23 protein-coding genes are annotated in these 25,950 nt (G+C 68.2%); 14 read left to right on the top strand and 9 right to left on the bottom strand.

The features are described from left to right. Positions 1-35: 35 nt before the first annotated feature. Genes N177_RS01045 through lptF form a run of 3 tightly spaced genes read right to left on the bottom strand, consistent with a single transcriptional unit; the run spans position 36 to position 4,829 of the window. The gene (locus N177_RS01045) at positions 36-2,528 is read right to left on the bottom strand and encodes an LPS-assembly protein LptD (RefSeq protein WP_081718305.1); all 2,493 of its coding nucleotides are present in this window, start codon (positions 2,526-2,528) and stop codon (positions 36-38) included. Between the two features lie 4 nt (positions 2,529-2,532). Then, a complete protein-coding gene (lptG, locus tag N177_RS01040; protein ID WP_023430361.1) occupies positions 2,533-3,627 on the bottom strand; it encodes an LPS export ABC transporter permease LptG in 1,095 nt (364 codons plus the stop codon). Beyond that, the gene (gene lptF, locus N177_RS01035; protein WP_023430360.1) at positions 3,624-4,829 is read right to left on the bottom strand and encodes an LPS export ABC transporter permease LptF; all 1,206 of its coding nucleotides are present in this window, start codon (positions 4,827-4,829) and stop codon (positions 3,624-3,626) included. The genes lptG and lptF overlap by 4 nt, the downstream gene beginning before the upstream one ends. A gap of 206 nt (positions 4,830-5,035) precedes the next feature. Here lptF and N177_RS01030 point away from each other — a divergent pair, with 206 nt between their 5' ends. Continuing rightward, positions 5,036-6,535 carry a leucyl aminopeptidase gene (locus tag N177_RS01030; protein WP_040484918.1) on the top strand — a complete coding sequence of 500 codons (1,500 nt, stop codon included), beginning with the start codon at positions 5,036-5,038 and terminating at the stop codon, positions 6,533-6,535. 46 nt (positions 6,536-6,581) lie between these two features. Further along, on the top strand, positions 6,582-7,028 hold the full coding sequence (locus tag N177_RS01025; RefSeq protein WP_023430357.1) for a DNA polymerase III subunit chi: 447 nt from the start codon (positions 6,582-6,584) through the stop codon (positions 7,026-7,028). Positions 7,029-7,037: 9 nt separating this feature from the next. Here the strand turns inward: N177_RS01025 and N177_RS01020 are convergent, their stop codons facing one another. Then, complete coding sequence (locus N177_RS01020; RefSeq protein WP_040484917.1) at positions 7,038-8,927, bottom strand: ABC-F family ATP-binding cassette domain-containing protein; 1,890 nt, start codon at positions 8,925-8,927, stop codon at positions 7,038-7,040. 173 nt (positions 8,928-9,100) lie between these two features. Here N177_RS01020 and N177_RS01015 point away from each other — a divergent pair, with 173 nt between their 5' ends. Continuing rightward, positions 9,101-9,565, top strand: coding sequence for a hypothetical protein (locus N177_RS01015; protein ID WP_152527805.1), 465 nt, complete (start codon positions 9,101-9,103; stop codon positions 9,563-9,565). 6 nt (positions 9,566-9,571) lie between these two features. Here the strand turns inward: N177_RS01015 and N177_RS01010 are convergent, their stop codons facing one another. Beyond that, positions 9,572-10,081: a DinB family protein gene (locus tag N177_RS01010; protein ID WP_023430354.1), complete on the bottom strand. Its 510-nt coding sequence runs from the start codon at positions 10,079-10,081 to the stop codon at positions 9,572-9,574. Between the two features lie 77 nt (positions 10,082-10,158). Between N177_RS01010 and N177_RS01005 the strand changes: the two genes are divergently transcribed. The 3 genes from N177_RS01005 (at position 10,159) to N177_RS00995 (ending at position 13,615) form a co-directional block, all read left to right on the top strand. Next, entirely contained in the window at positions 10,159-10,854 is a 696-nt protein-coding gene (locus tag N177_RS01005; RefSeq protein ID WP_023430353.1) for a glutathione S-transferase family protein, read from the top strand. A 106-nt stretch (positions 10,855-10,960) separates the two neighbouring features. Then, the gene (ndk, locus tag N177_RS01000) at positions 10,961-11,383 is read left to right on the top strand and encodes a nucleoside-diphosphate kinase (RefSeq protein WP_023430352.1); all 423 of its coding nucleotides are present in this window, start codon (positions 10,961-10,963) and stop codon (positions 11,381-11,383) included. A 102-nt stretch (positions 11,384-11,485) separates the two neighbouring features. After that, positions 11,486-13,615 (top strand): molybdopterin-containing oxidoreductase family protein, encoded by a 2,130-nt coding sequence (locus N177_RS00995; RefSeq protein WP_023430351.1) that lies wholly within the window; start codon positions 11,486-11,488, stop codon positions 13,613-13,615. Positions 13,616-13,618: 3 nt separating this feature from the next. On the opposite strand, the gene purN is transcribed toward N177_RS00995, so the two are convergent. Beyond that, on the bottom strand, positions 13,619-14,251 hold the full coding sequence (gene purN / locus N177_RS00990) for a phosphoribosylglycinamide formyltransferase (RefSeq protein WP_023430350.1): 633 nt from the start codon (positions 14,249-14,251) through the stop codon (positions 13,619-13,621). After that, entirely contained in the window at positions 14,251-15,297 is a 1,047-nt protein-coding gene (gene purM, locus N177_RS00985; protein ID WP_023430349.1) for a phosphoribosylformylglycinamidine cyclo-ligase, read from the bottom strand. Before purM ends, purN begins: the two co-directional genes overlap by 1 nt. Positions 15,298-15,473: 176 nt before the next feature. On the opposite strand from purM, the gene N177_RS00980 reads away from it, so the two are divergent. From N177_RS00980 to N177_RS00965, 4 genes are all read left to right on the top strand, one after another. Beyond that, the gene (locus N177_RS00980) at positions 15,474-15,740 is read left to right on the top strand and encodes a GlsB/YeaQ/YmgE family stress response membrane protein (RefSeq protein ID WP_040484915.1); all 267 of its coding nucleotides are present in this window, start codon (positions 15,474-15,476) and stop codon (positions 15,738-15,740) included. Positions 15,741-15,850: 110 nt separating this feature from the next. Continuing rightward, the gene (gene lipA / locus N177_RS00975; RefSeq protein ID WP_023430347.1) at positions 15,851-16,822 is read left to right on the top strand and encodes a lipoyl synthase; all 972 of its coding nucleotides are present in this window, start codon (positions 15,851-15,853) and stop codon (positions 16,820-16,822) included. Further along, positions 16,822-17,328 (top strand): type II toxin-antitoxin system RatA family toxin, encoded by a 507-nt coding sequence (locus tag N177_RS00970; RefSeq protein WP_023430346.1) that lies wholly within the window; start codon positions 16,822-16,824, stop codon positions 17,326-17,328. Before lipA ends, N177_RS00970 begins: the two co-directional genes overlap by 1 nt. 54 nt (positions 17,329-17,382) lie before the next feature. Further along, positions 17,383-18,099, top strand: coding sequence for a 3-keto-5-aminohexanoate cleavage protein (locus N177_RS00965; RefSeq protein ID WP_023430345.1), 717 nt, complete (start codon positions 17,383-17,385; stop codon positions 18,097-18,099). 26 nt (positions 18,100-18,125) lie between these two features. Here the strand turns inward: N177_RS00965 and N177_RS00960 are convergent, their stop codons facing one another. Together N177_RS00960 and N177_RS00955 are read right to left on the bottom strand one after the other, a co-directional pair. Further along, entirely contained in the window at positions 18,126-18,629 is a 504-nt protein-coding gene (locus N177_RS00960) for a CinA family protein (RefSeq protein ID WP_051402193.1), read from the bottom strand. Beyond that, complete coding sequence (locus N177_RS00955) at positions 18,619-19,806, bottom strand: bifunctional 2-C-methyl-D-erythritol 4-phosphate cytidylyltransferase/2-C-methyl-D-erythritol 2,4-cyclodiphosphate synthase (protein WP_023430343.1); 1,188 nt, start codon at positions 19,804-19,806, stop codon at positions 18,619-18,621. Before N177_RS00955 ends, N177_RS00960 begins: the two co-directional genes overlap by 11 nt. 221 nt (positions 19,807-20,027) lie before the next feature. On the opposite strand from N177_RS00955, the gene dusB reads away from it, so the two are divergent. From dusB to N177_RS00935, 4 genes are all read left to right on the top strand, one after another. Beyond that, positions 20,028-20,966, top strand: coding sequence for a tRNA dihydrouridine synthase DusB (dusB, locus tag N177_RS00950; RefSeq protein WP_244444217.1), 939 nt, complete (start codon positions 20,028-20,030; stop codon positions 20,964-20,966). Further along, entirely contained in the window at positions 20,963-22,111 is a 1,149-nt protein-coding gene (locus N177_RS00945; RefSeq protein ID WP_023430341.1) for a two-component system sensor histidine kinase NtrB, read from the top strand. The genes dusB and N177_RS00945 overlap by 4 nt, the downstream gene beginning before the upstream one ends. Then, the gene (ntrC, locus tag N177_RS00940) at positions 22,112-23,551 is read left to right on the top strand and encodes a nitrogen regulation protein NR(I) (protein WP_023430340.1); all 1,440 of its coding nucleotides are present in this window, start codon (positions 22,112-22,114) and stop codon (positions 23,549-23,551) included. It abuts the gene before it with no gap. A gap of 130 nt (positions 23,552-23,681) precedes the next feature. Then, positions 23,682-25,943, top strand: coding sequence for a sensor histidine kinase NtrY-like (locus tag N177_RS00935; protein ID WP_023430339.1), 2,262 nt, complete (start codon positions 23,682-23,684; stop codon positions 25,941-25,943). Positions 25,944-25,950 lie beyond the last annotated feature (7 nt).

Genomic DNA, 25,950 nt, shown 5'->3' with positions numbered 1-25,950 from the left:
GAGTAAACGACAGGAGGCACTTGGGCTCGACCGTCTCAGCTCCCGTCGAGCGAGGCACTCAGTCGCGTCTCCGTCAGGGTGCGCAGACTGAGCGAGAAGGTGATGCGCTCGTCCGGCTCGATATTCCCGTCGCGCACGAAAGTCTGCTCGTACTGGATGGCGAAGGCGATGCACTCGTCCTCGTAGCCGATGCCGATGGACTGGGCGATCCATTGCGAGTCGTTGGGGCCTTCGAGCTCGTATCTCGCCCCGCCGAACACCTTCCACTCGTCGTTGAGCTGCAGCGAGCCGAGACCCTGCACCTCGCGGCGGTCGTAGAGGACGTTCCTGGTGGGATCGGCAGAGATCGAGGTGTAGATGCCTATACCGGAAACCGGACCCACCGTTCCGCGCACCTGGAAATCCTGGCGCATCACCTGGAAGTCATCCTCGTCCAGCCGGACCCGGCTGCCGATCTCGAGCGAATCGATGGGCGAGACGTAGGCCGCCGCGACATAGTCGGAGCGATCGGTTTCGAGCCCGCTGCCGAGCGGGAAGGGGTTCTCGCCCGCGAGATGGTAGGACTGGCCGAACAAGGCGCTGGCGGAAAAGCCTGCGTTCGCCTGCATCTTGTAGCGCACACCGGCATTCAGACGGGTGCCGCCCTCGAGCCGGTCATAGCCAGAGAACTTGTCGCGGGAGAACAGGTTCGTGTCGTCGAAGACGAGGCTGATGGCGTCTTCGTTGGGAATGAGGCTGTTGTCCTCGGCATCGGGCCTCGCCACGAGCTGAGCGACGGGCTCGAAGACCTGGTAGCCCCAGCCGGCCGTGACGAGGATGGGCCAGCGTCCCTCGAGGCCGAGCGTGGCCATGCCGCGCACGAGCTGGTCCTCGCCGGTGTTGATGAACTGGCCGACGACCGGAAAGCCGGCGGTGCCGAGATAGGGATCCTCGACGTCGATCGCGTAGGCGTCGCCGCGAAGCGAGGCGAACGGCGTGATGATCTGGCCCGCCGGCGTGACCAGGCTGCGCTCCCACGATGCCTGCGCGACGAGCCGGGTCATGTCTCCCGGCACACCGAGCAGGGTGCAGTCCTCGAGGTTCTCCGCCGTGAGAGCGTTCGGATCGGTGGAGAAGTTGCCGGTTTCCAGTCCGTATAGCGGGCATCCCGACCCGTCCGCAGCGACGAAGTCGGCGTCCGCGCGCGACAGGCTGAGGAAGTTCGCGTCGAACGACACCCGCCCGCCCAGGACAGGGCGATCGAGGATGTAGTTGTAGTCGACGACGGGGTGAACGACGGGCAGCTCGTTGTTCGGATGATCGAAGTAGTTGGAGTGGCCGTAGGTATCGGAGGCCGCGTAGAACTCGGCCGGGGTAACGCTCGTGCTTTCGTCGTATTCCCGCAAGACCTGGTAGTTGATAATGCGGGCGTCGAAATAGTTGCGCGCGCTCATCCCGGTCAGGAATAGAGTGTCGCGCAACTGCGTGTCGCTGTCGAAATAGTAGTCGTCGAGGAACTTCGAGTCGCTGATCAGGTGGCCCTGGAAGCCCCACTGCCAGAACTCGTTGATGTTGAACGCACCCTGCGCCTGGAGCGCGCCTCGCCAGTCACGATTGCTCTGCACGCTTTCGAAGTCGTCGGGGTTCATCTGGTTGATGCCGGCCGCACGGATCGAATAGCTGCCGTTCACGAGCCGGTGCCGCCATTCCACGTCGGCCAGGAGGCCCTGGTTGGAGAAGGCGGCGCCGGTGACGGTGAGGTCGTAGTTCGGCGCGAGGTTGAAGAAGTACGGAATGCCGACGCTGAAGCCGACATCGCTGGCGTAGCGGATATCAGGCCGCAGGAACCCCGACTTCCGCGTCACCGTGGGGTCGGGGTGGGAGAAGAACGGCAGGTAGGCCACCGGCACCCCGAGAAACTCGAAGCTCGCGTCCTCGTAGCGGACGACCTTCTCGTCCTGGTCATGGATGATCCGGGCGGCTTTCAGCTGCCACACCGGTGCCTTGTCAGGCTGTTCGCGGCAGGGCTCGCACGCCGTGTAGACGCCCCGGTTGAAGATCGTGATGTTGTCGTCGATACGCTCCGCGTTCGCGGCGGCGAAGCGCGCCCGCTCCGGCGTGACGAGCGTGAGCTCCTGCAGGAAGCCCTGGCGAAAGTCGTCGGTGAGCTCGATGTGGTCGGCGTAGAGGACGTTGCCGTCCGGCTCCGTCACCTTGACGCCGCCGCGCGCGACCACCCGCTGGGTGCGCTGGTCGTAGATGACCTCCGGAGCCTCGATGGCGTATTCGCGGTAGTAGATCTCGACGGCGCCGACGGCCGAGACCCGGTCGTTGTCGAGGTCGTAGACGAGCTCCTCGGCCTCGAGCAGCATCCGGGCCTCGGGATCGCTCTGCGTCACGAGGTCGAACGGCGTGGCCGGCGCGGGCGCGGGGTCTTCTTCCCACTGCGCGAGAGCCGGCGCGCAGGCGAGGCAAGCCAGCACGCTGCCCGCCATCAGCAGGCGGATGCGCCAAGCGGCCGTCCTACTCGTACGCTCTACCAGCCCCATGAACTCAGCCGTCTTCCTGATAGAGAAGCAGTGTCGTCCCCCACAACAGCGCGATGGCTGCCGGTCCCCAGGCTGCCGCAGCAGGCGAGATCGCTCCGGCTATCGCCAGATCGGACGCAAGTTTCGTTAGCACATAAAGCACGAAGCCGGCGACCACTCCACCCAGAATCATCTGCCCGACATTGCCGTAGCGGAAGAGGCGCAGGGACACCGTGGCGGCGATCAGGACCATCGCGCACAGGAGTAAAGGCCTTGCTAAAAGCGACTGGTACTGCAGGCGGTACGGGATGCTCGACACTCCGGTGCGCTCGGCGATTCGCGCGTGGGCCGGCAGGTTCCAGAACGACACGGTGTCGGCCGACGCGATCTGCTCCCGCACCTGCTCCGGAGTGAGGTAGGTGCTGATGAGGTAGGAGGGGTGCTGCTGCGGAGCCCGTCCCGGCTCGATGACGAGAGCATCGGTCAGCCGCCAGTGCCCCTGCTCGATCCTCGCGGTGTCGGCCTCGACGCGCTCCACGAAGTGGCCGCTGCGATCATAGACGAAGGCCGTGACGTAGCGCAGGTTCTCGCCCCGCACGTCGCTCACCCTGGCGTGCAGGATCGACTGCCCGTCGACACCTTCCTGCCGAAGCCAGACCTGCTGATCCGAGGTCGCCCCGAGGCTCGCCAGGTCGCGATCCGTGAACGACTGGGCGAAGAGGGTGGCGTGGCGGGCCCTGAGATCTGCGGCGAGGGGGTTGAAGACGGTGGTGCCGAGGACGCCGATCACGAAGGCGAGCAGCACAGACGGGCCGATGAACTGCCACACCGAAACCCCCACCGACCGGACGACGACGAGCTCGAGGCTGCGGGACAGCCCGAGGAACGTCGCCAGAGCCGCGAAGAGTGTGGCGAACGGGAGGACCTGCTCGGAGAGCGTCGGGATGCGGAAGAGCGTCAACGTCACCACGGTCACGATGCCGACGTCGTGAGAGGCGGCCCGACGCAGGTTCTCGATCGTCTCGACGAAGAAGATCAGCGCGATGCAGATCCCGACGGAGGCGAGGAAGCTCCAGAAGAACTTCCGCCCGAGATAGGCGGCGAGCGTGATCCGCATCATGAACCCGAAACCGTGCCGACCCGTCGTTCCATCCAGCGTCGCAGGGGAGGCGGCAACACCGCCTGCAGCGTCTCGGCCGGCGTGGGCAAGCCGTGGATGATCCGGTCGAGCGAGCCCTGCTGCCAGAAGGCCGCCCAACCTGCGAGCAGTATCGTCGCGAGCGGGATGGCGTACATGAGGACAACCCCGGCCGGAGTGCTGCTGGCGAGGTTCGTGGCCGCGAAGCCGGCAGTCCGGACAGCCGTCGCCGCGACGATGGCGATCACGACCGAGTTTCCGCGCCCCTGCCGGTTCGTGCGGGGGTACCCGAGGGCGGCGAGCGAGATGAAGACGAAGACCATCGGATAGAGGATGCTCGTGAAGCGCTCGTGCAGCTCCGAGCGGAAGCGGCCGGGCTGGCTCCTGTAGTAGCGGTTCTCCGGGTCGGGATTGATGAGCTCGGAGATCCGCATCTCGCGCGGATGATAGTCGATCGTCCCGGTGCCCGAGCGCTGGCTGAGGCTCGACAGATCGTAGACGTAGTTGTCGAAGCGCACGATCGAGATCTCTCGTCCGCCGCCCTCCTGCTGCTGGATCGAGCCGTTGCTCATGGCCAGATAGGCCTGCTCGCGAACCCGGACGATCCGGCCCTCCTCGGCCAGATAGGTCATGAGCTTCGTCGGAGTGCGCCCGTCGAAGACGAGAAGCCCCGCGAGCGTTCCATCGGGTCGGCGTTCGCGGATGTGGAAGGTGAGGTTGTCTTCCACTGTCGTGAAGCGGCCGGGCGCGACGATGTCGGTGAGGACGTCGGCGCGTATCTGCGTGATGAGGTTGCGCACCTCCCGTGCGCTTTCCGGCACGAGATAGAGGCTGATGAAGCCGGTGAGCACCGACACGAGAAGCGCGAGCACGACGAAGGGACGCCCGACGAGCCTCGGAGAGGCACCAGCGGCATGGGTGACGATGAGCTCGGAGTCGGCGTTGAACTTGTTCAGCGTGAACAGGCAAGCGATCAGAAGAGCGACCGGGGCGATCACCATGATCAGGGCGGGCAGGGCGAGCATGGTGATCTTCATGAAAAGCCAGAGGGTCTGGCCCTGGCTCGTCAGGAGGTCCACCTCGCGCAGCGCCTGCGTGACCCAGACGACGCCCGTCAGGACGACCAGAGAGGTCACGAAGCCCGTGAGGATCATCCTGAAGATGTAGCGTTCGATCAGTCTCATCGGCGTTTCGTTCCGCGGGCGAGGCGTACGTGGCACTGTGTGGCCCTATTCTGCGTTGATGGCAACAAGCCGCCGGCAGCCCCCACGGCTGCGCGGGTCGCGCGTGGCGGGCCGATGGTGTATGTCGGGTCGGTTTCGCTCGGGCCGCCCTCGGAGCGCGTCGGGCCGCGCATGAGCCACTCATACGAAAGCGAACGGTATCCGTGATGGCCGATCTTCCTGTCTTCTCCTTCGACAAGCCGAGCCTGCCTTCCGCCGGCACGCTGGTGATTTTCGCAGCCGAGGGCCCCGAGTTGTCGCCGGGCGGACGCGAACTCGACGAGAAGCTCGGGGGAGCCATCGGGCGCGCGGCGGGAATCATGAAGTTCACCGGCAAGAGGAAGACGGCGATGTCTCTCCTTGCCCCTCCTTATGCCTCGCTCGATCGCGTCATCGTGATCGGGCTCGGCGACGCCGGTTCGCTGGAGGAAGGGGATTGGACGAATCTCGGAGGGTTCGCCTGGGGCAGGCTCGAGGGGCGGACCGAGACCCTGTCCGTTCTGGCGGAGACCTCCTCCGGCCCGGTGCGTCCGGAGGGCGTGGCGGAGTTCGCGGCCGGCATCCGCCTCGCCGCCTACAAGTTCAGGAAGTACAAGAAGCCGAAGGAGGACGAGACGCCGACCGAGGCGGGCTCCGTCGTGATCCTCGTCGAGGAGCCGAAGACGGCCGCCAGTCTGTTCGAGCCCCTGAAGGGCGTCGCCGATGGCGTTCTTCTGGCGCGCGATCTCGTGAACGAGCCGGCGAACGTGCTCGGCACGGCCGAGTTCGCCGCCGCCGCGGAGGCCCTGCGGCCGCTGGGCGTCGAGGTCGAGGTGCTGGGCGAGAAGGAGCTTCAGTCGCTGGAGATGCGCTCGCTTCTCGCGGTGGGCCTCGGGAGCTCGCAGGAGAGCCGGGTGGCGATCATGCGCTGGAGCGGCGGGGCCGACAAGGACGCCCGACCCGTGGCCTTCGTCGGCAAGGGCGTCGTCTTCGACACCGGCGGCATCTCGATCAAGCCGGCCGGAAGCATGGAGGACATGAAGGGCGACATGGGCGGCGCCGCCTGCGTCGTCGGGCTGATGCACGCGCTCGCCGCCCGCAAGGCGAAGGTGAACGCCATCGGCGTGATCGGTCTCGTGGAGAACATGCCGGACGGACTGGCGCAGCGGCCCGGCGACATCGTCGTCTCGAAGTCTGGCCGCACCATCGAGGTCATCAACACCGACGCCGAGGGCCGGATGGTTCTCGCGGATCTCCTCACCCTCGTGCAGGAGCGCTACAAGCCGGAGTTCATCGTCGACCTCGCGACGCTCACCGGCGCGATCATCGTCGCGCTCGGACACGAGTATGCCGGCCTCTTCTCGAACGACGACGAGCTGTCGAACCGGCTCACTGCCGCCGGCAAGGCGACGGGCGACAAGGTTTGGCGCATGCCGCTCGCCAAGGCCTACGACAAGCTGATCGATTCGAAGTTCGCGGACGTGAAGAACACGGGCGGCCGTGCCGCCGGCTCGATCACCGCCGCCCATTTCCTCGCGCGATTCGTCGAGGAGGGGCAGGCCTGGGCGCATCTCGACATTGCCGGCACCGCGTTCGGGGCGCCGTCGAACGACGTCAACAAGAGCTGGGGCTCGGGCTTCGGCGTCCGCCTGCTCGACCGGCTGGTCCGCGACCATTATGAGAAGTAGGTGAGCGTTCGGGCGATGGCCGCCGTCTCCTGAACCGGAAGCGCCCATGGAGGTGTTCTTCTACCATCTCGAGAAGCAGCCGCTGGAGGCTGCTCTCCCGCTTCTCGTGGAGAAGAGCCTCGAGCGCGGCTGGCGTGTCGTCGTCCAGTGCGGCAGCGAGGAGCGTCTCGAGCAGCTCGACGGCCATCTCTGGGCATACGACGACTCCTCTTTCCTGCCGCACGGCAGCGACCGGGAGGCGGACGCGGCCCTGCAGCCCGCGCTCATCACGACGAGCGAGGGAAACGTGAACGGCGCGGCCATCCGCTTCCTCGTCGACGGTGCGCGGCTCGATCGGCTCGAGGGTTACGAGCGGCTCGTCTTCATGTTCGACGGTCGCGACGAGGCCGCCGTCGAGCAGGCGCGGGCCGAGTGGAGGCGGGCGAAGGACGGTGGGCTGGAGGTGACCTACTGGCGCCAGGCGCCGAACGGCAGGTGGGAACGCAAAGCCTGATCGTCGGGGCTACCCTGCGGCCATTGCCTCCTCGAGCTCGGCGCTCGCGGCCAGCCATTCCTCCTCCCGCTCGCCGAGGAGCTTCGAAGCCCTGCCGTGTTCCTGCGCGAGGCGGGCGGCCCGATCGGGATCGCGCGCGTATAGATCGGGATCGGCCATCGCCTCGTCGAGCGTCTTCAGCTTCCTTTCGATCTCCGCGATCTCCTTCTCGAGCTTCGTCACCCGTTTCCGGAGCGGCGCCGTCTCCTCCCGGCGCGCGGCGGCCGCGCGACGCTGCTCCGCCTTGTTGGAGGCGCCCGTGGTGCCGGGCTGTTCCTCCGACGTTCTCTCCGTCCTCTGGGAGGCGAGGATCAGCCGGCGGTAGTCGTCGATGTCGCCGTCGAAGGGGTTGACCCGCCCCTCCGCGACGAGCCAGAGCCTGTCGGTCACGGCCTCGAGGATGTGGCGTTCGTGGCTTATGACGATGACGGCGCCCTCGTACTCGTTGAGCGCCTCGATCAGCGCCTCACGCGAGTCGACGTCGAGATGGTTCGTCGGCTCGTCGAGGATCAGGAGGTGCGGCCGCCCGAAGGCCGCGAGGCCGATCAGCAGGCGCGCCTTCTCGCCGCCGGAGAGCTTGGAAGCCGGGACGTCCGCCTTCTCGGCCCCGAACCCGAGCTGGTTGGTCCGCGCGCGCACCTTCGCCTCGTCCTCGCCGGGCATCAGCCGGCGCACCTGTTCGACGGGGGTGAGCGAGGGGTCGAGCTCGTCGAGCTGGTGCTGGGCGAAGAAGCCGACGCGCATCCGCTCCGGCCGGCGGATCTGGCCCTCCATCGCCTCGAGCCTGCCGGAGAGGAGCTTGGCGAGCGTCGACTTGCCGTTGCCGTTCGCGCCGAGGAGGCCGATGCGGTCGTCCGCGTCGATCCGCAGGCTCACGCGCGACAGGATCGGCCTGCCGCCATAGCCGACCGCCACGCCATCCATCGCGACGAGCGGCGAGGCGAGGGGCTTCTCGGGGGCCGGCAGGTGGAACGGCTTGACCGTGCCTTCCACCACGGCCGGGATCGGCTCCATCTTCTGGAGCATCTTGACGCGGGCCTGCGCCTGACGGGCCTTCGTCGCCTTTGCGCGGAAGCGGTCGACGAACGACTGCAGGTGGGCGCGCTGCGCCTCCTGCTTCTTGCGGTGCTTCTCCTGCAGGAGGAGCTTCTCGCGGCGCTGCCGCTCGAACTGGTCGTAATTGCCGGCGTAGGTGGTGAGCCTGCCCTGGTCCAGATGGACGATCAGGTCGACCGAGCGGTTCAGCAGGTCGCGGTCGTGACTGATGACGAGGAAGGTGCGGGGGTAGCGGGCTAGATAGCTCTCCAGCCACATCACCCCTTCGAGATCCAGATAGTTGGTCGGCTCGTCGAGGAGCAGAAGGTCGGGCTCGGAGAACAGGATGGCGGCGAGCGCGACGCGCATGCGCCAGCCGCCGGAGAACTCCGACAGCGACCGCGCCTGGGCGGCGCTGTCGAATCCGAGGCCCGACAGGATGCGCGCGGCGCGAGCCTCCGCCCCGTAGGCGTCGATGTCGGCCAGACGCGCGTGAATCTCGCCGATGCGGGCGCCGTCCTTCGTCTCCTCGGCCTCGGCCATGAGGCGCGTGCGCTCGGTGTCGGCCGACAGAACGAAGCTCAGGAGCGACTGAGGTCCTTCCGGGGCCTCCTGCGCGACCGAGCCGAGCCGCATGCCGGCCGGCAGCGAGATGTCGCCGCTCTCGGGCGGGATCTCACCGCGGATGAGGCGGAAGAGGGTCGTCTTGCCGGTGCCGTTCGGGCCGACGAGGCCGGCGCGGGAGCCCTCCGGCAGAATGAGCGACGCGCCGTCGAAGAGCGTCCGTCCGGCAAGGCGATAGACGAGGTCGGAGATCTGCAGCATGGCGCGTCGGTCTTCAGGTGTCTCTGGCGTGGGGGCGTCGTCGTCGCGGTCGGCGCGCAGCCTGCATAGCAGGTCGGCCCGCCGGTTGGACACCTGCCTTCCGCACCACATCTATTGGTGAGCACGCCGAGCCTGCCGGACGTCCCGGCATTTCATGGAAGAGGACCCTGCCGATGTCGAGTCGTCGCCTGTTGCCCACATTGCTATCCGCCGCCGCGGTGGCGGGCCTCGTCGGCCTCGCAGCGCCAGCGGCCGCCCAGCCGGCCTTCTTCGGCGGCAGCTATGCCGAGTCGACCACGACCACGAGCGGTTCCGTCGTCGGGAGCGGGAGCGGGCGGGTGAGGGTCTGGGTCGAATCCGATCCGGCCCTCGGCTGCGTCGACGACGTATCCGTCCAGACCGGCCCCGGCTATCGCTCGAATCCGGGCCTCAATGCTCTCCATGCCGCGCCCGTTCTCGTCACGGTGGCGCCGGCGGAGTGCGGATCCTTCCATCGCCCCGGCCAGGTCATCTTCTTCGTACAGCACCCCGGCACGAGCGACATTCTCGACGTGACGATTCAGGACCGGTCGGGCCGCGCCATGCATCGCGAGCGCATCCCGATCATGCCGAAGGAGGCGGTCGAGTTCGACGACTGAGCGGGCTCAGGCGAGGCCGTCGCCCGTCTCCCTCTGGTAGTAGATCAGATCGAGCGACGGCGCCTCGCCCGCAAGCTGGGTCAGAAGGCAGTGCACCTGGCCCAGATGGTGAGCCTGATGGTTGAAGAAGTGCATCATAGCCGGCGCGAGCGGCTGAGTTATGTCGCGCGGGTTCGTCACCGGTCGGTAGGTGAAGGTTCCCGTCAGCGTTGCCGGGTCGAGCCCCTCCGTCCATGCGACGATCCGCTCGTCCACGACCTCCCGCGCGGCGCGCAATGTCGGCAGGTCGCGGTACGGGCGCTCTTCGAGGCGGGCGTGGGTCGGGCCGTCTCCGGTGAAGCGGTGCATCCATATCCGGTCGGTCACGACCAGGTGATTGAGCGTGCCGTGCACCGACCCGAAGAACGCCCCGCGCTCCTCGCGGTAGGCCGCGTCCGGCAGGGCTTGGGCGGCATCATAGAGCTTCGCATTCGCCCACCTGTTGTAGCGGGCCATCATCTGGAACATCTGGTGCATCGGTCGTCCCGTGCTATCGTGGCTGGCCATATAGGTCAGTGATACTGACATAAAATCCGGGAGAGGGAAGGGCGACCATGCGCATTCTGCACGACCTCGCGGGAGCGGGAGACTGCCGCTTCAGCCCGCATTGCTGGCGGGCCAAGATGGCGCTGATGCACAAGGGGCTTGAGTTCGAGACGAGCCCCGTACCGTTCACCGGCATCCTCAAGATCCTCGACGGCAGCCACAAGACGGTGCCCGTGCTCGAGGACGACAATATGGTCGTATCCGACAGCTTCCAGATCGCGCTGCACCTCGAGGAGGCCTACCCCGACCGGCCGACGCTGTTCGGCGGGCCCGGCGGCGTCGCGGCCGCGCGTTTCGTGGAGCAGTGGGCGAACACGATGGTGAACGCGGCCATCGTGAAGCTGATCGCCGCCGACATTCACGGCCGCCTGACGCCGGAAGACCAGGCCTATTTCCGGGAGAGCCGCGAGAGGCGCTTCGGCGCGAGCCTCGAGGCACTGGCGCAGGGGCGCGAGGCGAAGGTCGAGAACATCCGCACGGCGCTGACGCCGGCCCGGCGCACCCTCGAGATGCAGCCCTTCCTCGGCGGCGAGGGCCCTCTCTTCACCGACTACATACTGTTCGGGACGCTGCAGTGGGTGCGGGTGACGAGCGATCTGGAGATCGTGGAGACGGGTGACACGATCGCCCGGTGGTTCGAGGCCTGCCTCGATCTCTATGACGGCCTTGGCCGCAGCATGGAGCCAGCCGGACAGGCGGCTTGAGGGCCGAGGCCTGCCGAGATATAAGCCCGGGCGTCGAAGGCCGATTGCCCGGCACTATCCCGCGCGGCCTGGCCCACCCCCACACGAGCACGAAGAGACGAGCGCCATGGCGATCGAACGTACCCTTTCCATCATCAAGCCGGACGCGACGGCCCGCAACATCACCGGCAAGATCATCGACAAGCTCGAGAGCGCCGGCCTGAAGGTCGTCGCGCAGAAGCGCGTGAAGTGGTCGACCGAGCAGGCCCAGAAGTTCTACGAGGTCCACAAGGAGCGTCCGTTCTACAACGACCTCGTGACCTTCATGACCTCCGGCCCGATCGTCGTGCAGGTCCTCGAGGGAGAGAACGCCGTCGCGAAGAACCGCGAAGTGATGGGCGCCACGAACCCGAAGGACGCCGCCGCCGGCACGATCCGCGCCGAGTTCGCCGAGGACATCGAGCGCAACTCCGTGCACGGCTCCGACAGCGCCGAGAACGCCGCCGCCGAGATCAAGCTCAACTTCTCGGACGACGAGATCGTCGGCTGAGCCGACCGCGAGATCGATGGCTTCGGAGGCCGGCCCGCGTGGCCGGCCTTTTCCTTTGGTGCCGCACTCAAGTACGCTCGCCCGATCCGGAGGAGCCTCGACATGAACCGCCCGCTGAAGAGCCGCCTCGCCGCGTCGGCCTGTCCGCATGACTGCCCCTCGACATGCGCGCTCGAGGTCGAGCTTCTGGATGGCGGCACGATCGGTCGCGTGCGCGGCGCGAAGGACAACAGCTACACCGCGGGCGTCATCTGCGAGAAGGTCGCGCGCTACGCCGAGCGGATCCACAACCCGAACCGGCTCCTCCATCCGCTGAAGCGGGTGGGCCCGAAGGGCAGCGGCCGGTTCGAGCGGATCTCGTGGGACGAGGCTCTCGACAGCGTGGCCAAGGCGTTCCTGAAGGCCGAGAAGGAGCACGGCGCCCAGGCCGTCTGGCCCTATTTCTATGCCGGGACTATGGGCCTCGTGCAGCGGGACGGCATCCACCGCCTGCGCCACGCGAAGGGCTACTCGCGCCAGTTCGACACGATCTGCACGAACCCCGCCTGGACCGGCTACATCGCGGGGACGGGGAAGCTCGCCGGGCCTGATCCGCGCGAGATGGCCCTCGCTGACGTGGTGGTGATCTGGGGCACGAACGCCGTCTCGACCCAGGTCAACGTGATGACGCACGCGACGAAGGCGCGGAAGACGAGGGGCGCCAAGATCGTCGCGGTCGACATCTACATGACGCAGACGATGAAGCAGGCCGACCTCGCGCTCCTCGTGCGCCCGGGCACGGACGGCGCGCTCGCCTGCGCGGTGATGCACGTCCTGTTCCGCGACGGCTTCGCCGACCGCGACTACCTCGCCGCCTATACCGACTGCCCGGCCGAGCTCGAGGCGCATCTGCGAACCAGGACGCCGGAATGGGCGGCCGCGATCACCGGCCTGAGCGTGGAGGAAATCGAAACGTTCGCTCGGCTCGTCGGAGAGAATCGCAAGACGTTCTTCCGCCTCGGCTACGGCTTCACGCGCTCGCGCAACGGGGCCGTGAACATGCATGCCGCCGCCTCGATCGCCTGCGTGACCGGTGCATGGCAGTACGAGGGCGGCGGGGCCTTCCACAACAACGGCGCGATCTACCGTCTCGACAAGTCGATGATCGAGGGCACCGATCTCCTCGACCCGTCGACGCGGCGGCTCGACCAGTCGCAGATCGGCCGGATCCTGACGGGCGACGCGGCGGCGCTGCAGGGCGGGCCGCCCGTGAAGGCGATGCTGGTCCAGAACACGAATCCGGTCTGCGTGGCGCCCGAGCAGGGTCTCGTGAAGCGGGGCTTCGCGCGGGAGGACCTGTTCGTCTGCGTGCACGAGCAGATCATGACCGAGACGGCCGCGATGGCCGACATCGTGCTGCCCGCCACCATGTTCATGGAGCACGACGACATCTACAAGGGCGGCGGCCACCAGCACCTGATGCTCGGGCCGAAGCTCGTCGACGCGCCGGGCGAGGCCCGGGAGAACCACGTCGTCTTCGCGGAGCTCGCCAAGCGGCTCGGGGCGGAGCATCCGGGATTCGACATGACGGCGAGAGAGCATATCGACTGGATGCTGCGGGCCTCCGGCTACGGCACGGTCGAGGAGCTCGAGGCGAAGCGCTGGATCGACCTGCAGCCCGAGTTCCGCACCGCCCACTATCTCGAGGGCTTCGGCTATTCCGACGGCAGGTTCCGCTTCCGGCCGGACTGGACGAGAGTGGCGGCGCCCAATGCCGGGCCGATGGGGCCGTGGGAGGCGATGCCGTCGCTGCCCGACCACTGGGAGATCACGGATGTCGCCGACGAGAGCCACCCGCTGCGTCTCGCGACCTCGCCGGCGCGGGGATTCCTGAACACGACCTTCAACGACACGCCGACCTCGCGCGGCCGCGAGGGCCGGCCGACCGTGCTCCTGTCGCCGAAGGACGCGGAGCGTTTCGGCATCGCCGACGGCGACCGCGTCCGGATCGGTAACGGGCGAGGCACCGTGGTGCTGCGCGCGAAGGTGTTCGACGGCGTGCGCGAGGGTGTGGCCGTCTCGGAGGGCCTGTGGCCGAACCATGCCTTCGAGGAGGGCAACGGGATCAACACGCTGACGGGCGCCGACCAGGTGGCCCCCTATGGCGGCGCCGCCTTCCACGACAATCGCGTGTGGATCAGGGCGGAGCCGGTCACCGCGGATGAGGAGGCGAGGGCGCCGGCCTTCGCCTGAACTCTACGGATTAGGGACGATCATCCGGTCGTCGCGTGCCACGTCGGCCAGATGCGCTATCTCTCCGTCGATCCGCACCTCGCCGCGGGCGAGGCGGGCGAGCGCGGCGGGATAGATCTCGTGCTCGCGCCGGATGATGCGGATCGAGAGCGTGTCCACGCTGTCGTCCGGCAGCACGGGTACCGCCGCCTGCATCAGGATCGGTCCCGTGTCCATCTCGGGCCGGACGAGGTGGACGGTGCAGCCGGCGATCTTCACGCCCGCCGCGAGCGCCTGGGCCTGGGCGTCGAGACCCGGGAAGGCGGGCAGGAGCGAGGGGTGGACGTTCAGGAGCCTGTCACGCCAGCGCTCGACGAACCCTGTCGAAAGGAGGCGCATGAAGCCCGCGAGGCAGACGATCTCAACGCCGCGCTCGTGCAGGAGGCGGTCCGCCTCCACCTCGAACTCCGGCATGCGCGCGGCAATCGCGACCGCCTCGATCCCCATCTCGCGTGCGACCTGAAGCCCGGGCGCATCGGCCTTGTGGGAAATGACGATTGCGATCTCCGCCGGATAGCCCGGCTGTGCCGCGGCCCTGACCAGGGCCGCCATGTTGGACCCCCGACCCGAGATCAGAATGCCGACGCGCTTGCGCATCAGAGGGTCAACTGGCCCGTGTAGCGGACTTCGGCCTTGCCCTCGTGCGTGACGATCCCGCCCACGCGGACCGGTGTCTCGCCGAGCTCCGAGAGCCTTGCCATCGTCGCCTCCGCCTCCGCCGCGGACACGACGAGCACCATGCCGATGCCGCAGTTGAAGGTCTTGAGCATCTCCGGCTCCTCCACCCCGCCGGCGTCGGCGAGCCAGCCGAACACCTTCGGTGCCTGCCACGTGCCGAGCTCGACTTCGGCCGCGACCCCGTCCGGCAGCACGCGCGGCAGGTTCTCGGTGATCCCGCCTCCGGTGATGTGGGCCGCCGCACGGATGCCGCCCGTGGAGCGGAAGAGGTCGAGCAGCGGCTTCACGTAGATTCGTGTCGGTTCGAGCAGCGCTTCCGCGAGGGTCCGCTCAGGCGCGAAGGGGGCGGGGCCCTTCCAGCCGAGGCCGGCCGATGCGACGACGTGGCGCACGAGGGAGAAGCCGTTCGAGTGGACGCCGGATGAGGGCAGGCCGATCAGCACGTCGCCCGCCACCACGTCCGCCCGCGGCAGGAGCCGATCGCGCTCGACGAGACCGACGGCGAAACCGGCGAGATCGTAATCGCCCTTGAGGTAGAGACCCGGCATCTCCGCCGTCTCGCCGCCGACGAGGGCGCAGCCGGCGCGTCTGCACCCCTCGACGATGCCCTTCACGACGTCCACGGCCACGTCCGTCTCGAGCCGCGAGGTCGCGTAGTAGTCGAGGAAGAGAACCGGCTCGGCGCCTTGCACCACCAGGTCGTTGACGCACATGGCGACGAGATCGATGCCGATCGTGTCGTGAATGCCGGATTCGATGGCGATCTTCACCTTCGTGCCGACGCCGTCATTGGCGGCGACCAGCAGCGGATCCGCGTAGCCGCAGGCCTTGAGGTCGAAGACACCGCCGAAGCCGCCGATCTCGCTGTCGGCGCCCGGACGGGCCGTCATCCGCACGAGCGGCTTGATCGCGTCGACGAAGGCGTTGCCCCGGTCGACGTCGACGCCGGCGGCGGCGTAGCTCATTCCATGGCTCGGTTGGGTCACTATCGGGCTTCCTTTCACGTCCCAAGTGAATGAACCAGAAGGTCCCCAGAGACAAGTCTTGCGGCGGCAGGCCGTTGCAGCGTTCGATGGTCCGGAACCGCTCTTGAAAGCGGACGTTCTGGCTGCGCGGGCCAGGCAGCAGAGGAGGTGGCGACATGGAACCCGGGGCAATGGGCATGCCAGGGGTGGGTTGGGTCGGGATGATCATTATCGGCATCATCGCCGGCTGGATCGCCGAGAAGCTCACCCGGTCGGATCACGGACTGCTGACGAACCTGCTCGTCGGCATCGTCGGCGCGCTCCTAGGTGGCTGGCTCGCCGACCGGATGGACATCGAGTTCGGCGGGTTCTGGGGCGTCCTCGTCGTCGCCGCGGTCGGGGCGACCATACTGCTCGCCATTCTCAAGGCCGTGCGGCGGTAGTGCCGACCGCCTCCGGCATGGCAGATCCGACGCGCGTGATTTGGGTTTGAAACGTCGACACGCTAAATAGGGCGCAGACAGCGACACGAGACAAAGGTCTGCGCCCGCAAATGGTGACCATCGTCGACACCGTCTCAGACCGCGCCGAGCGGCCCCGCCATCCCGAGAAGGCGAAGCGACCGGAGAGCCCGATCCAGCGCAAGCCCGACTGGATCCGCGTGAAGGCACCGGGCTCCCCCGCATGGCGGGAGACGAACCAGATCGTGAAGGAGCACGGCCTCGTCACGGTCTGCGAGGAAGCCGGCTGCCCGAATATCGGCGAGTGCTGGTCGAAGAAGCACGCGACCTTCATGATCATGGGCGACACGTGCACCCGGGCCTGCGCCTTCTGCAACGTGCGCACGGGACTGCCGGACGCCCTGGACGCCGAGGAGCCGCGGAAGGTGGCCGACGCGGTCGCCAAGCTCGGCCTCGAGCACGTCGTCATCACCTCGGTCGACCGCGACGACCTGGCGGACGGCGGCGCCAGGCATTTCGCCGACACGATCGAGGCGATCCGGCGCGCGGCGCCCGCAACGACGATCGAGATCCTGACGCCCGACTTCCTGAGGAAGCCCGGCGCGCTGGAGGTGGTGGTCGAGGCGCGACCGGACGTCTTCAACCACAACCTCGAGACGGTGCCCTCGAAGTACCTGACCGTCAGGCCCGGTGCCCGCTACTTCCACTCGATCCGTCTTCTCCAGCGCGTGAAGGAGCTCGACCCGTCGATGTTCACGAAGTCGGGCATCATGGTGGGCCTCGGCGAGGAGCGGAACGAGGTGCTGCAGCTCATGGACGACCTGCGCTCCGCCGATGTCGACTTCCTGACGATCGGTCAGTACCTCCAGCCGACGCGGCGTCACCACGCGGTGATGAAGTTCGTGACGCCCGAGGAGTTCAAGGGCTACGAGGCGATCGCCTACACGAAGGGGTTCCTCCTGGTCTCCTCCACGCCGCTCACGCGCTCGTCCTACCACGCGGGAGAGGACTTCGCGCGGCTGAGGAGCGCGAGGCTCCAGAAGCTCGGGCTGGTGTCGGCCTGATGCGGGAGTTCAAGACGAGGCGGCGCGTCCGTCACAGCGCCGCGGACATGTTCGCGCTCGTCGCGGATGTCGAGCGCTACCCGGAGTTCGTGCCGCTCTGCGAGTCGCTGAAGGTGCGCGACCGCAAGCAGGAGGGGGACACCGAAACCGTCATCGCGTCGATGACGGTCGCATACAAGGTGTTCCGCGAGACGTTTACGAGCCGCGTGACGCTCGACCGGCCGAACCTGCGCATCCTCGTGGAGTATATCGACGGGCCATTCAAGCGCATGGCGAATCGCTGGACGTTCCACGCGATCGACGAGAGCACCTGCGAGGTCGAGTTCTATCTCGGCTACGAGCTGAGGAGCCGCACGTTGCAGATGGTGGTCGGGGGAGTGTTCGACGCCGCCTTCTCGCGGTTCGCGCAGGCCTTCGAAAGGCGCGCGGATGCCGTCTATGGCCGCGGGGGACGGTCCGCCGTGGCGGGGGCCGGGCAGGCGGGCTTCCGCCGGGAAGGCAACTGAGGACTCGAACCAGGAATTGCGGGCGGCCGGCCGACGACGGCGAGAGGGGACGCGATGATCATCCAGGCCTGTCTCAACGGCGCGCGTCAGCGCGAATTCCATCCGCGCCTGCCGGTGACGGCCGAAGAGATCGCGGCCGCCGCGGCGGCGTGCGTCCGGGCGGGGGCAGGCGAGATCCATGTCCATTGCCGCCGACCCGACGGGCGGGAGAGCCTGGCGGCGGTGGACGCCGTGGTGCCGCTCCTGCGACGCGCCTGTCCCGGAACGCTGATCGGCGTCTCGACCGGCGCCTGGATCGAGGGTGACGAAGCCCGGACGCTCGCGGCCATCGGGGCATGGCAGGCGCTGCCCGACCATGCCTCCGTCAATCTCTCAGAGCCCGGAGCTCCGGCGGTGATGGAGTGTCTGCGGTCGCGCGGCGTGGCCGTCGAGGCGGGCCTGGCCTCCGCGGCCGACGCTGAACGCTTCGCCGCGCTTGCGGGCCGCGAGCGCGTGCTGCGGGTTCTCGTCGAGATCGAGGCGGAGCAGGAGGCTGCCGCCGCGAGGGAGGCGTGCGACGCCATCCTGGCGGTGCTGAGGCGCGAGGGCGTGTCGCGTCCGATCCTTCTCCATGGCTTCGATGCGACGGTGTGGCCCCTGGCGCGGCTCGCGCTCGAGCGGGGCTGGTCGACACGGGTGGGGCTCGAAGACGGCGACCGGCTGCCGGACGGCACGGTGGCGCCGGACAATGCCGCGCTGGTGGCTGCCGCCGTCGCCCTGCGGGCGGAGTGAAGCGGCTCCAGCAACCGGCCCGCGGGCTAGTCGGGATTCTCCACGAAGTCGCGGACCATCGCGAAGGCGGTGCGAACGCTCTCCATACGGATCCCCCGCCGGCCGAGGTCGCCGAAGCTCTCCCTGCGGTGGCGCGTCCTGCGGTTCAGCCCCGCGACGCCGAAATGCACGGTGCCGACCGGCTTTTCCTCGCTGCCGCCCGCAGGACCCGCGACGCCGGTGACCGAGACGGCGATGTCGATCGCGCCGCAGGCGAGCGCGCCCTCCGCCATGGCCCGGGCGACGGGCTCGCTGACGGCCCCGTGCCGCTCGAGGAGATCCGGCGACACGCCGAGCAGACGCTGCTTGGCTTCGTTGGAGTAGGTGACGTAGCCGACCTCGAAGGCGCCGGAGGAGCCGGGCGCCTCGGTGAGATAGGCGGAGATGAGCCCGCCGGTGCAGGATTCGGCTGTGCCGAGACGAAGTTCGTGACGCTGGAGAAGATCGAGGAGCATCATCGACTCCTCGAACAGTAAGCGGTCATCGGCCATTTGAGCGTGTCTCCGTGGGCATCGCGACGCTGACGACGGCCATGGCGGCTATGCCCTCCGACCGGCCGAGGAAACCGAGCCGCTCGTTGGTCGTGGCCTTCACGCCGACGCGGTCGCTGGTAACGCCGAGGAGGGCCGCCACGGTTCCCCGCATCTTCTCGCGGTGCGGCCCGATCTTCGGCGCCTCGCAGACCAGCGTGATGTCGGCGTTGATCACGCGGCCCCCGCGCGCAGTCACACGCTCGACCGCATGGCGCACGAAGAGGGACGAGGCCGCGCCCCGCCATTGCGGGTCGCTCGGGGGGAAATGATCGCCGATGTCGCCCTCGCCGATCGTGCCAAGAAGCGCGTCCGTCAGCGCGTGGAGAGCAACGTCGGCGTCGGAGTGGCCGCTGAGGCTCCGATCGTGCGGAATGCTCACGCCGCAGAGCGTGACGCCGTCGCCGTCCACGAGGCGGTGGACGTCGTAGCCCTGTCCCGCGCGATACTCGAGTTCCCGTCCGTCGGCGCCGACCATTTCGAAGTCCTCCAGCGTCGTGATCTTGCGGTTGGCGGTTTCCCCGGGCACGAGCCGGACCGGCAGGCCGGCGGCCTCCGCGACCGATGCGTCGTCGGTGTGGGTGCCGCCTGCGGCGGCGGCACGCCGGTGTGCCTCGAGTATCGCCGCGAAGTGGAAGCCCTGGGGGGTCTGCGCCGCGTGGAGGCCCGCGCGGTCGAGAGTGCCCGCGACGAAGCCGTCGCGCTCCCGCTTCAGCGTGTCGGCGACCGGGACGGCGGGCAGCACGGCCGGAGCCGCGGCAAGCGCGTCGATCACGCGCCCGATGAGGGCCGGGGTCAGGAACGGGCGCACCGCGTCATGAATCAGAACGAGATCGGGCGCATGCGGCTGGAGCGCCTCGAGCCCGCGGAGGACGGAGGCCTGGCGGGTCTCGCCGCCGGCGACCGCGGCGAGGAGGCGAGGCTCCCCGCCCGGCAGCAGCCGTCGTGCCTCCCCGACGTCGCCCGGCCGGATCACCGGCTGGACGATGCTCACCGCGTCGACCGACAGGAATGTCCGCACGCTTCGCCCCAGAGGCGACTCGCCCCGGCACGGGCGGTACTGCTTCGGGCGGGGGTCGGCCGGGTCTGCCGCCCGCGTGCCGGTGCCGGCCGCGAGAATGATGGCTGCGGTCTTCATGCGCGTTCCGTGCAAAGGGTGACCATGACCCGCAATGGCACGGCACCCGCGGCAAGACAATTCGCCGGCGGAGGGCGCCTGCTCCTGCACGCTTGCCTCCGGCAGCGACTGTCTATAATTAAGGCAAGAACTCATCGCGCACAGCAAATGGGCAGCGCCACGTGATCAAGCCTATCCGGGTCGGCTCCGTCGAACTCCCAGCTCCCGTCTTCCTGGCGCCGATGTCGGGGATCTCGGACGCGCCGTTCCGGCGACTGGCGACACGCCTGGGCGCGCCCGTCGTCGTGAGCGAGATGGTGGCGTGCCAGGAGCTCGCCCAGAACCACCCCGAAAGCGTGCTGCGTGCCGAGAATCACGGAGGCTTCCCGCATGTCGTCCAGCTGGCGGGCCGCGAGGCGCGCTGGATGGCCGAGGGCGCCAGACGTGCGGTCGGCGCGGGGGCCGACATCGTCGACATCAACATGGGCTGCCCGGCACGCAAGGTGACGAGCGGCTATTCCGGCTCCGCGCTGATGCGCGACCTCGACCTCGCCTGCCGCCTGATCGAGGCGACGGTCGAGGCCGCGAGCGTGCCGGTGACGCTGAAGATGAGGCTCGGCTGGGACGGCGATTCTCTGAACGCGCCGGAGCTTGCGAGGCGGGCCGAGGCGCTGGGCGTGCGGATGATCACGGTGCATGGCCGGACGCGCTGCCAGTTCTACGAGGGCAGGGCCGACTGGACGGCGGTGCGCGCCACGAAGGCGGCCGTGTCCGTGCCGGTGATCGTCAACGGCGACATCGAGGACGTCGCGTCGGCACGGCAGGCGCTCGAGGCGTCGGGCGCCGACGGCGTGATGATCGGACGCGGCGCGTGCGGCCGGCCGTGGATCGTCGGCGCGGTGGCAGAGGCGCTCCTGGGCCGGGCCGGCACGTCCGGTGCTCCGGCGGACATGGCCGGGTTCGTCGCGGCGCACCACGAGGCGATGCTCGATCACTACGGCGCGAAGGTCGGTCTGCGAATGGCCCGCAAGCATCTGGGCTGGTACCTCGACCGGGCGCCCATGAGCGAGCCCGAGCGGGCGGACGCCCGGAGGCGGCTGATGTCGGCGCAGGAGCCGGAGACGGTGCTGCGGGAAATAGCCGAGACCTTCGGCGCGGAGCGCGAAAGGCGGGCGGCATGAGTTACTCCGCGAAGAGCGGCGCCGACGCGGCGAGGGGCGCGCCCCGGCCCGAGGCTCTCGTGAACGCCCTGCCTCACCCGGTGCTGGCCGTCGACGCCTCCGACACGGTCGTGGCGGCGAACGCGGCCGCCGAGACGTTCTTCCAGGTGAGCGTGGCGGTGCTGCAGCGCCACGGCCTGGACGCGATCATCCCCTTCGGCAGCCCGCTCTTCGAGGTGATGCGGGCGGTGCGCGAGCGCGCGGCGGCGGTGAGCGAATACCGCGTCGCGATCGGCACACCCCGCACGGGCGGCGAGCGCCTGGTCGACATCTACGTCTCTCCGCTCGTGGAGGACCCGCAGGTTCTCGTCATCATGCTGCACGAGCGCACCATCGCGGAGAAGTTCGACCGGCAACTCACGCATCGGGCCTCGGTGCGGAGCGTGGTGGGGCTCGCGAGCATGCTGGCGCACGAGATCAAGAACCCGCTGTCCGGCATTCGCGGTGCCGCCCAGCTCCTCGAGTCGACGATCGACGACAACGACAGGCCGCTCGCGACGCTGATCCGCGAGGAGACGGACAGGATCGTGAAACTCGTCGACCGGATGGAGGTCTTCTCGGACCGCCGGCCGGTGGAGCGGGCCGCGATCAACATCCACGTCGTGCTCGACCGCGTGAAGCGGCTCGCCCAGAACGGTTTTGCGCGCAACATGCGCTTCGTGGAGGAGTACGATCCCTCTCTTCCGCCCGTTTTCGCAAACCAGGATCAACTGGTCCAGGTCTTCCTGAACCTCGTGAAGAATGCTGCGGAAGCCGTTCAGTCTTCGGGTGAACCGGACGGCGAGATCATCCTGTCCACGGCCTTCCGGCCCGGCGTGCGCATGTCGATCCCCGGATCGAGCGAGCGGGTGAGCCTGCCGCTCGAGTTCTGCGTGAAGGACAACGGGCCGGGGGTGAGCGAGGACCTTCTGCCGCATCTCTTCGACCCGTTCGTGACGACGAAGCCGACGGGCAGCGGGCTCGGGCTGGCGCTCGTCGCGAAGATCGTCGGCGACAATGGCGGCGTCATCGAATGCGACTCGCGCCCCCGGCGCACGACCTTCCGGATACTCATGCCCATGTACACCGGCGAGCCAGAGGGCTCCGCCTCCCAGGGGAAAGCATAGATGCCCAGTGGCACGATCCTCGTGGCGGACGACGATGCGGCCATCCGCACCGTCCTCAACCGCGCGCTGTCGCGTATCGGTTACGACGTCCGGGCGACCTCGAACGCCGCGACGCTCTGGAGGTGGGTGCAGCAGGGCGACGGCGACCTCGTCATCACGGACGTGGTGATGCCGGACGAGAACGCCTTCGATCTTCTGCCGCGCGTGAAGAAGATGCGCCCCGACCTCCCGGTCATCGTGATGAGCGCGCAGAACACGTTCATGACGGCGATCAAGGCTTCGGAGCGGGGTGCCTATGACTACCTGCCGAAGCCGTTCGACCTGAACGAGCTCGTGACGATCGTCGGGCGGGCTCTCGCCGAGCCGAAGCGCGCGCATCCGGCTCACGGTCCCGAGGACGTCGAGCAGATGCCGCTCGTCGGCCGGTCGCCGGCGATGCAGGAGATCTACCGGGTCCTCGCCCGGCTCATGCAGACCGATCTGACCGTCATGATCTTCGGCGAGTCCGGGACGGGCAAGGAACTCGTCGCCCGCGCGTTGCACGACTACGGCAAGCGGTCGCGCGGGCCATTCGTGGCGATCAACATGGCCGCGATCCCGAGGGAGCTCATCGAGGCGGAGCTGTTCGGCCACGAGAAGGGGGCGTTCACCGGCGCCCAGGCCCGCAGCGCCGGACGATTCGAGCAGGCCGAGGCCGGCACGCTCTTCCTCGACGAGATCGGCGACATGCCGATGGAGGCGCAGACGAGACTGCTGCGCGTCCTGCAGCAGGGGGAGTACACGACCGTGGGCGGGCGGACCCCGATCCGCACGGACGTGCGGATCATCGCCGCCACGAACAAGGATCTCCGCCAGCTCATCAACCAGGGGCTGTTCCGCGAGGACCTCTATTTCCGCCTGAACGTCGTTCCGCTCAGGGTGCCGCCGCTGCGGGAGCGGAACGAGGACATACCCGACCTCGTGCACCATTTCTTCGCGCAGGTGGAGAAGGAAGGGCTTCCGCGCAAGCAGATCGAGCCTGCCGCCATCGACAGGATGCGCCGCTACCGTTGGCCGGGAAACGTACGGGAGCTCGAGAACCTCGTGCGCCGCCTCGCCGCGCTCTTTCCCCAGGAGGTGATCACGGATGCGGTCATCAAGTCCGAGCTCGAGGACCCGCCCCTGGCGCCCGAGCCTGCGCCGCCCTCGCAGGACGAGACGCTGAGCGGCGCCGTGGAACGGCATCTGGAGAGCTATTTCAAGAGCTTCGGCGAGCGCCTTCCACCTCCCGGCCTGTATCACCGCATCGTCCGCACGGTGGAGCAGCCCCTGATAGGGGCCGCTCTCGCAGCCACCCGCGGCAACCAGATCAAGGCTGCCGAGCTGCTGGGCGTCAACCGAAACACGCTGCGCAAGAAGATTCGCGACCTGGATATCGCCGTCATCCGCGGCGGGGGCTGAGACCTCCTGTCTCTTTTGTGCAACGAGTGTGTTGCGATCCTGACCTCACTAGCGCATTGTCCGCGTGACTCCGGGGGCAGAGGAGAGACTCGGACCGCGGTGATCGTCGGTCCGCGATAGAGGACGACGCGTGCCTGCTGCCGAAATGAACCAGGTCTCTGCCGTCGAGCTGGCGACCCGTCGCAGCCGGCCGCTCCGCATCGCGGGGGCGATGCTGGTGGGGCTGGCGATCGTCGCGGGCGCGGCCACCTTCGCAATCCTGACAGGCCTGACGCCGATCCCGCCCGACGAGGACGTCGTTCGAGGGGCCCTGGTGGTCAACCTCCTTCTCGTCGGCGGACTCGTCGTTCTCGTCGGCTTCGAGGCGGCGAAGCTCTGGGTGGCGCGTCGCCGCGGCCGGGCCGGCGCACGGCTTCATCTGCGCATCCTCGCGCTTTTCTCCGTCGTGGCCGTGGTCCCCGCCATCATCGTCGCGATCGTCGCCAGCGTGACGCTCGACCGCGGGCTGGATACCTGGTTCTCTGACCGGACGCGTTCGATCGTCGAAACTTCGCTCGCCGTGGCCGAAGCCTATCTCCGCGAACACGGCCAGGTGATCCGCGCAGACCTACTGGCCATGGCGAACGACCTCGAGCGGGCCCGCACGGTCGAGGATGCCGATGCCGCGTGGTTGCAGCGCTTCTTCAGCGCCCAGGCGGCCATCAGGGCCTTGCCCGCCGCCTTCCTGCTCGACGGCGAGGGCAACGTCATCATGGAGGCGGAAGACCGGGTCGAGCGCGACTTCCTGATGCCGCCGCAGGACGCCATCGACAAGGCTGCCAGCGGCGAGGCGATCGTCATCGCGCCCGGTCCGACCAACCAGGTGGGCGCCATCGTGAAGATGCCGAGCTTCGGCAGCGACGCCTATCTCTACGTGGCGCGGGCGGTGGATCCTCAGGTTCTGAACTACCAGCGCCTGACACAGGCCAACGCGGCGGAGTATTCGAGTCTCGAGCGGCGGCGGTTCGGCGTGCAGATCGCCTTCGGCCTCATGTATATCGGCTTCGCCCTGATCCTCCTTCTCTCGGCGCTCTGGGTCGGCATCGGCGTGGCCAACCGCCTCGTGTCTCCCATCCGCCGGCTGATCGGCGCGGCGGATCAGGTCGCGCAGGGCAATCTATACGTGCAGGTGCCGGTGAAGCCCGAGGAAGGCGAGCTCGCGAGCCTCGGAGCAACCTTCAACAAGATGACGACGCAGCTCCGCTCCCAGCGCGACGAACTTCTGGCGACGAACCAGGAACTCGACGAGCGCCGGCACTTCATCGAAACGGTGCTGGCGGGCGTGCCGGCGGGGGTGATCGGCCTCGACTCGAACGGCATCCTCACGCTCACGAACCGCTCCGCCCGAGAGTTGCTCGACTCCGAGGACCGTTCGCTGCTCGGGCACTCGATCGAGGACAGCTTCCCCGAGCTCGCCCCGGCACTGGAGAACGCGCGCGAGCATCCGGGGCGCCTCATACAGGACCAGGTCGTGCTGCGCCGGGAGGGGAAGGAACGCACCATCACCGTGCGCCTCGCGTCGGAGCGGCACGGCGGCGCGCAGTACGGGTTCGTGGTGACGCTCGACGACATCACGGAGCTCGTCACGGCTCAACGCAACTCGGCCTGGGCCGACGTGGCGCGGCGCATCGCGCACGAGATCAAGAACCCGCTCACGCCGATCCAGCTCTCCGCGGAGCGTCTGCGAAGGAAGTACCGGAAGGTCATCCCGGCCGATGTCGAGGTCTTCGACCAGTGCACGGAGACGATCATCCGCCAGGTCGCCGACATCGGTCGCATGGTCGATGAATTCTCGGCGTTCGCGCGCATGCCGAAGCCCGCGATCGAGGCAGCCAACGTCATCGAGACGGTGAAGCAGTCGGTCTTCCTGATGCGGGTCGGCAATCCGAACGTCCGGATCGACTTCAAGCAGGGACCGGAGACAATCGTCACCCGCTACGACCGCCGCCTCATCTCACAGGCCGTCACGAACATCGTGAAGAACGCGGTGGAGGCGATATCGGCGGTGCCGGAAAGGGATCTGCCCGAAGGCGGCCGCCTGTCGGTCAGCGTCGACCTCGTCGACGGCTGGGTGGCGATCGACTGCATCGACAACGGCATCGGGCTGCCGCACGAGAACCGCCAGCGTCTGCTCGAGCCCTACATGACCACCCGCGAGAAGGGCACCGGGCTCGGCCTTGCGATCGTCGCCCGGATCATGGAGGAGCATGGTGGCCGCATCGAACTCGGCGACGCGCCAGCCGTTGCAGAAGGTGGCCGCGGAGCCTGGGTCCGCCTGACATTCCCCGTTGCGTCGGACGACGTCGTTGCCTCCGAGGGCGGAAGAGACCCCCGCCCCAGCGTCGCGTCTTAAGGAGCCT

The sequence above is a fragment of the Lutibaculum baratangense AMV1 genome, assembly GCF_000496075.1.
GTDB lineage: Bacteria > Pseudomonadota > Alphaproteobacteria > Rhizobiales > Tepidamorphaceae > Lutibaculum > Lutibaculum baratangense.
The sequence above is the reverse complement of the archived record's forward strand: the minus strand, read 5'-3'. Positions and strand labels throughout refer to the sequence as shown.

Bases quoted from the DNA above. Each gene is read 5' to 3' on its own strand.
- N177_RS01030 (WP_040484918.1), top strand. From the start codon at position 5,036: ATGGCCGATCTTCCTGTCTTCTCCTTCGACAAGCCGAGCCTGCCTTCC.
- lptF (WP_023430360.1), bottom strand. From the start codon at position 4,829: ATGAGACTGATCGAACGCTACATCTTCAGGATGATCCTCACGGGCTTC.
- N177_RS00965 (WP_023430345.1), top strand. From the start codon at position 17,383: ATGATCATCCAGGCCTGTCTCAACGGCGCGCGTCAGCGCGAATTCCAT.
- ndk (WP_023430352.1), top strand. From the start codon at position 10,961: ATGGCGATCGAACGTACCCTTTCCATCATCAAGCCGGACGCGACGGCC.
- ntrC (WP_023430340.1), top strand. From the start codon at position 22,112: ATGCCCAGTGGCACGATCCTCGTGGCGGACGACGATGCGGCCATCCGC.
- N177_RS00980 (WP_040484915.1), top strand. From the start codon at position 15,474: ATGGAACCCGGGGCAATGGGCATGCCAGGGGTGGGTTGGGTCGGGATG.
- N177_RS01005 (WP_023430353.1), top strand. From the start codon at position 10,159: ATGCGCATTCTGCACGACCTCGCGGGAGCGGGAGACTGCCGCTTCAGC.
- N177_RS01045 (WP_081718305.1), bottom strand. From the start codon at position 2,528: ATGGGGCTGGTAGAGCGTACGAGTAGGACGGCCGCTTGGCGCATCCGC.
- purN (WP_023430350.1), bottom strand. From the start codon at position 14,251: ATGCGCAAGCGCGTCGGCATTCTGATCTCGGGTCGGGGGTCCAACATG.
- N177_RS00970 (WP_023430346.1), top strand. From the start codon at position 16,822: ATGCGGGAGTTCAAGACGAGGCGGCGCGTCCGTCACAGCGCCGCGGAC.
- N177_RS01010 (WP_023430354.1), bottom strand. From the start codon at position 10,081: ATGCACCAGATGTTCCAGATGATGGCCCGCTACAACAGGTGGGCGAAT.
- N177_RS00995 (WP_023430351.1), top strand. From the start codon at position 11,486: ATGAACCGCCCGCTGAAGAGCCGCCTCGCCGCGTCGGCCTGTCCGCAT.
- lipA (WP_023430347.1), top strand. From the start codon at position 15,851: ATGGTGACCATCGTCGACACCGTCTCAGACCGCGCCGAGCGGCCCCGC.
- purM (WP_023430349.1), bottom strand. From the start codon at position 15,297: ATGAGCTACGCCGCCGCCGGCGTCGACGTCGACCGGGGCAACGCCTTC.
- N177_RS01015 (WP_152527805.1), top strand. From the start codon at position 9,101: ATGTCGAGTCGTCGCCTGTTGCCCACATTGCTATCCGCCGCCGCGGTG.
- N177_RS00960 (WP_051402193.1), bottom strand. From the start codon at position 18,629: ATGGCCGATGACCGCTTACTGTTCGAGGAGTCGATGATGCTCCTCGAT.
- dusB (WP_244444217.1), top strand. From the start codon at position 20,028: ATGTCGGGGATCTCGGACGCGCCGTTCCGGCGACTGGCGACACGCCTG.
- lptG (WP_023430361.1), bottom strand. From the start codon at position 3,627: ATGATGCGGATCACGCTCGCCGCCTATCTCGGGCGGAAGTTCTTCTGG.
- N177_RS00945 (WP_023430341.1), top strand. From the start codon at position 20,963: ATGAGTTACTCCGCGAAGAGCGGCGCCGACGCGGCGAGGGGCGCGCCC.
- N177_RS01020 (WP_040484917.1), bottom strand. From the start codon at position 8,927: ATGCTGCAGATCTCCGACCTCGTCTATCGCCTTGCCGGACGGACGCTC.
- N177_RS01025 (WP_023430357.1), top strand. From the start codon at position 6,582: ATGGAGGTGTTCTTCTACCATCTCGAGAAGCAGCCGCTGGAGGCTGCT.
- N177_RS00955 (WP_023430343.1), bottom strand. From the start codon at position 19,806: ATGAAGACCGCAGCCATCATTCTCGCGGCCGGCACCGGCACGCGGGCG.